Source organism: Endozoicomonas ascidiicola (assembly GCF_001646945.1).
Taxonomy (GTDB): domain Bacteria; phylum Pseudomonadota; class Gammaproteobacteria; order Pseudomonadales; family Endozoicomonadaceae; genus Endozoicomonas; species Endozoicomonas ascidiicola.
Genome location: NZ_LUTV01000004.1, coordinates 102,973 through 106,952 on the forward strand (window position 1 = coordinate 102,973; position 3,980 = coordinate 106,952).

Consider the following 3,980-nt stretch of genomic DNA (forward strand, 5'->3'; position numbering starts at 1 on the left):
GGGTGCTAAAAAGATCCTGCATGAGATTGAGTCAGCAGAGCTGCCTAAGAAAACCACTGCCCTAATAGAGAAGCGTTATAAAGCGGTAACCTACTTCACCAACAACCATCAGCTGATGAATTATCATCAAGCTATTAAACGACACTGGACAATAGGTTCAGGGGTGACGGAAGCGGCTTGCAAGACATTGGTCAAACAAAGGCTTTGTTCCTCAGGCATGCGATGGAAAGCAACCGGAGCAGAAGTGCTTCTGAATACAAGATCACTGATTCAAAGTAAGGGCCGATGGGAACAGCTTTGGACGAACATCCTCTCTGGCAAGCAGAAAGTGGACTTATGAGTCAGTTATCAGACTGAGAGAGCACCCTTGCCGATGAATGATTACCACGAGTTCTATCTTTTCTGGTGGTTCTCCTGGAGCATCATGATTGGTCAGTTTACTTCCCGTTTCGTCGGTGGTTTGACTACGTGGCAGCTGCTGGCAGCTATGCTGATCGTGCCGTCTATTCCACTGGGTATCTGGTTCTCCGTGCTGTACTACTACCATGCTAATGGTCTGGAAACCGCTGGTTTCTACAATCTGGCCATGGTGTTTGTGGGTGTCACCTTTGTGATCAACTCACTGGATTCTCTGATCCGTCTGTACACCGATAACATGAACCTGACCGTTGCTCGCCTTGGTAAGTGGAAATACATTCTCGGCAATATCGTTGCCATGAGTGTATTGACTCTGCTGTTTAAATTGAACTTCCTGCAGATTCAGTGGGTCGGTGCTCTGGTGATTGGTCTGTTCTTCAGCTGCTTTGGGTACATCCTGTTGACCAGGCTCAAGCCTGTTATGGCAATTAAAGCGGAAGATAAAGAAGTGGATTTTGGTAAGTTCGAACTGTCTAACTGATCCTCTTATCGCTAAATACAGAACACTTAAAAGAGTAGGAGAAGCGTAAACGCTTCTTCTACCTGTTCTTTCGTTACCAGTAAGGAGAGCTGTGAAGCTCATTACCGAGAATGAACCGGATTTCAGAAAGCTGAGGTTTAGTAAAAAACTCAGACTTGATAAGAATATTCATGGCTTGACGCGATGTCTTGTTAGTCAGTGAAGACAAGGTCTTTTCTGGAAGTGTATCTTTTATAAACCTGAAAACAGTGTTTTGCTGACACAGTAGTTGGAATGCTGCTGGATGACGATATTTAAAGCTTGTCCTTAACTCTTTGAGTTCTAAGACTTCAGTAGAACTCACCTCGCCACTAAACAAGTTTACTCCTCGGATTGTAGTGTGTTTATCGTCGAACTTAACATGCTTTGTGACAGCCTTTCTTGCATGTAAATTTCTTTTGTAATATTCCGGGGCATTAAGTTCTTTTGATTTCTTAGGCTTGAGGGATACCAATTTCTGGTTTGCCTTTGAAGTTTTCTTGCCACTAAAGAGTTTGGGTTTATAGTTTTTCTGAGTCGTATCTGGCTCGGCCTGAGCACAGGAAAGCTTACCCATTGTCTGTGCTTGAGAAGCAGAACGCGTCATAATGGTCATAGCTTTCATACTGTTAATTCCCGCGCTTACTTTATTGTATTACTTGGCCCTTATGGCTTACGGCTCAATAGGCTGGAGCGTATAGAGTAATGTAACAAGAAAGAGTTCCGCTTAGGTTCGTCAATGATCGCTATATCGGTAATGATATAGGTCGGTCATCCCGCAGGGATTACCGACAATCCAACTGCCCTATTTGTTTAGAAACTCTCTGACTTTCTCTGCAGAAGGCACTGAGCCGCTGTGTACCAGCACACTAAAGTAATCCTGTTTGTTACAAACACGATCCAGAATACGAAAAGATGCACTGTATTTTCAGGTGATTTTTATGGTCAAAAAGTGAATGCCGGAGAATGTTCTGAGTAGGTGTTATTACTGATCTAAATCAATATGACAAAAAAATTGCTCGTTTAAACTCGCCGAGCGGGTTTTCTTTTTAAAGATTTCTTTATAAGTAAAGCATGCAGATACATCGCAATTCTTGAAAAACTACTCATGCCTTGTATGCCTCCTAGTACTCCATCCGACAGCATTTGATAAGAAGGTGTGGTCAATCGACCAGCCTTTCTCAAACATCGGATTCGAATGCGAAAGTCACACCAACTAAACTGAGTTTTTTGATTTTCTACAATAAGTAGTGCCTGTCAGAAAACCCATCAAATTTAGTGGTGAGTTTTACCACACAGCTACCATCAGTTAGATTTTGTACAGCGCCCGAAACCAGAGCCTGGATTTTTACACATTTGTTTATTAAATAGTCTATTTTCGGTTCCAACACACATGCAGAATCCTCATGACTGACTCGCATGATCGTAAAAAACTGTCCTTATTGCTTTCAGGTCTAGATTATTGCCTATCCCGTTCAAGCAGCAGCGTTCCAAGGCGCTTCAGATTACCGGCAACAACCGCAAGGGCAACATATCGCTTAAAAGCATCCAGCCCTTTATCCGGACACTTGTCGAGACCATTCGATTCCAGCGCATTAATGTCTGATTCAACGGCCGAGTGCTTTCTCTTTGCTCTGATAAACTCCGGAGCGCATTCACGTTCTTTATCCTTGGCAGAGAGCTTCCCTTTTTTGGGCAGAACAGGCAGTTCCAAAATGTCGTCTAGCTGCTCAAGGTTGGTCGGGCTCCAGAATCCTTTGTCATAACTGACTTGATTCAGTGCAGGAAAACGTTTCTTTGCGCCTTCTGCTATCGGTACAGTCACCTGGTCGTCTGTTTGCTTTTCCATGACAAGGTGGTGGAGGGTAAAACCGAACTGATCCTGCAGAACACAAACCCGTAGCCCCAGTTCAACCGGAACACCGGCTTTTCCTTTACTGACCCATTCGGTGTGGGGTTCAAAGATTGAAAACACTTTTTCACAATGGGGAATCACTTCCTGTTGAATAACCCTGCGGTAAATCAGTTGAACCTGATGCTTTCCGTGCGCAATATAATAGTTGAGATCCTCCAGCTTGGGTTCAGCCGCATGCAGATTGGTCACTTCAAGCAGGGTGTCTTCCGCTTTATGGATGATCCTGAGACTGTATTTTATGTACTCGAGATGAGCCATCTCAATATCATGCTGGCGCTGGCTCTTCCTGATCTCACAGTTAGTGGTTGAATGCTTCAGGTTACGGGCGGTGTTATAGTGCTTTCGGTTCTGTTTTTTCAGGTATTCGTGTTGTTGCCATCCAGCAAGTTGATATTGCTGAGCGAGAGCGTTTGCAAACTCCACTACTTTACGGCATGCGTCGCTCAATAAACTGATATCTGTTGGAAAGTGGATATCGGTTTTTACGACGAACGAATCGGCACGGCCACATAGCGATTCTTCTTTTTTTTTACGAGCTCATGACCTGCCGCGACAACCAGGAGATTTACCTGATCCAGTATCTCTGGCGTGAACAAGCTAATGTTATCCTGAAGTGTCTGGATGTGATAGGTATGCGTGCAGTAAGGTCCGTGACCAAGCATTTTCCGTAAAGAGCCATGCTCGTTTGCCAGCTCCTGAAGCCGGTCATAATCACAGTTTGTCACCAGCCTTAGCACACCAAAGACGAGGATGTTCCATAAACTCATCCCCGGACGGCCGTTGTTCCGGGACGAGGGAATCATGGTTTCAAGCACATCAAACACCTGTTGCCGGAGTTCCGGGTTAACATAAATGTGCTGTAAACCCCGTAACAGACGTGGAATGTCGTCTCTGGACTTTGGGTTGAAAGTGACCGCCGAGATATCGACTTCGCCCAGCTGCATTTGTGGATTGATGGATTGACGCATAAATTTGAAAACTGCCTGATTTTGAGAAATCTTTTGAAGGTATATTTGGCTTCAGGCTTTGGTTTTCAAGGGGTTAGAGTTTTCGGACAGGCACTAAGTAGACAATTTTACACATAGTAACCCACCTCCCTGCTTTGCTCGGGAAAATAGAACTATAGCTTTATCCATGGCTCAAAAAATT

Annotated in this window: 3 protein-coding genes and 1 pseudogene; 2 read left to right on the plus strand and 2 right to left on the minus strand. The window is 44.4% G+C overall.

The window, feature by feature from the left end; all coding sequences use genetic code 11:
• A pseudogene (locus tag AKL11_RS11235) lies at positions 1-340 on the plus strand (ISKra4 family transposase); the annotation flags it as partial.
• A gap of 33 nt (positions 341-373) precedes the next feature.
• The gene (locus AKL11_RS11240; protein WP_253705196.1) at positions 374-898 is read left to right on the plus strand and encodes a hypothetical protein; all 525 of its coding nucleotides are present in this window, start codon (positions 374-376) and stop codon (positions 896-898) included.
• A gap of 73 nt (positions 899-971) precedes the next feature.
• Here the strand turns inward: AKL11_RS11240 and AKL11_RS11245 are convergent, their stop codons facing one another.
• Complete coding sequence (locus AKL11_RS11245; RefSeq protein WP_067517450.1) at positions 972-1,541, minus strand: hypothetical protein; 570 nt, start codon at positions 1,539-1,541, stop codon at positions 972-974.
• A gap of 834 nt (positions 1,542-2,375) precedes the next feature.
• A protein-coding gene (locus AKL11_RS11250) for an ISNCY family transposase (RefSeq protein WP_245673367.1) occupies positions 2,376-3,799 on the minus strand; the annotation gives its coding sequence in 2 pieces (ribosomal slippage) (positions 2,376-3,355 and positions 3,355-3,799; 1,425 coding nt in all).
• Between the last annotated feature and the right edge of the window lie 181 nt (positions 3,800-3,980).

Excerpts from the sequence above, each read along its gene's own strand:
- AKL11_RS11240 (WP_253705196.1), top strand. The coding sequence starts at position 374 with ATGAATGATTACCACGAGTTCTATCTTTTCTGGTGGTTCTCCTGGAGC.
- AKL11_RS11245 (WP_067517450.1), bottom strand. The coding sequence starts at position 1,541 with ATGAAAGCTATGACCATTATGACGCGTTCTGCTTCTCAAGCACAGACA.